Genomic DNA, 268 nt, shown 5'->3' on the forward strand with positions numbered 1-268 from the left:
CTCACCGTGTGCCGCCAACGCATCCAGCAGGCCACCACCGGGCACCGGGGCCGCAGTGGCGATCCGCTGTACGGGATCCGCCGGACCATGAATACCCGAGCTGAGCTACTCACCGACAAGCAGCAAGTCCGGCTGTTCAAAGCGTTCACCGCCAATGACGCGCACGCGGCGGTGGAGGTCACTTACGGCGTCTACCAGCGTCTCATCACCGCTTACGAGGCCTCGGGCAAGCGGGAGGGCAAGATCGCGATGTACAAGCTCCTGCGCT

At 64.9% G+C, this 268-nt stretch carries 1 protein-coding gene; it reads left to right on the forward strand.

Annotation, left to right across the window (positions count from 1 at the left end):
- On the forward strand, positions 1–268 hold a 268-nt coding region (locus tag KHA85_RS17690), incomplete at both ends, for a transposase (protein ID WP_213186778.1).

Source organism: Dietzia massiliensis, from assembly GCF_018390595.1.
Taxonomy (GTDB): Bacteria; Actinomycetota; Actinomycetes; order Mycobacteriales; family Mycobacteriaceae; genus Dietzia; species Dietzia massiliensis.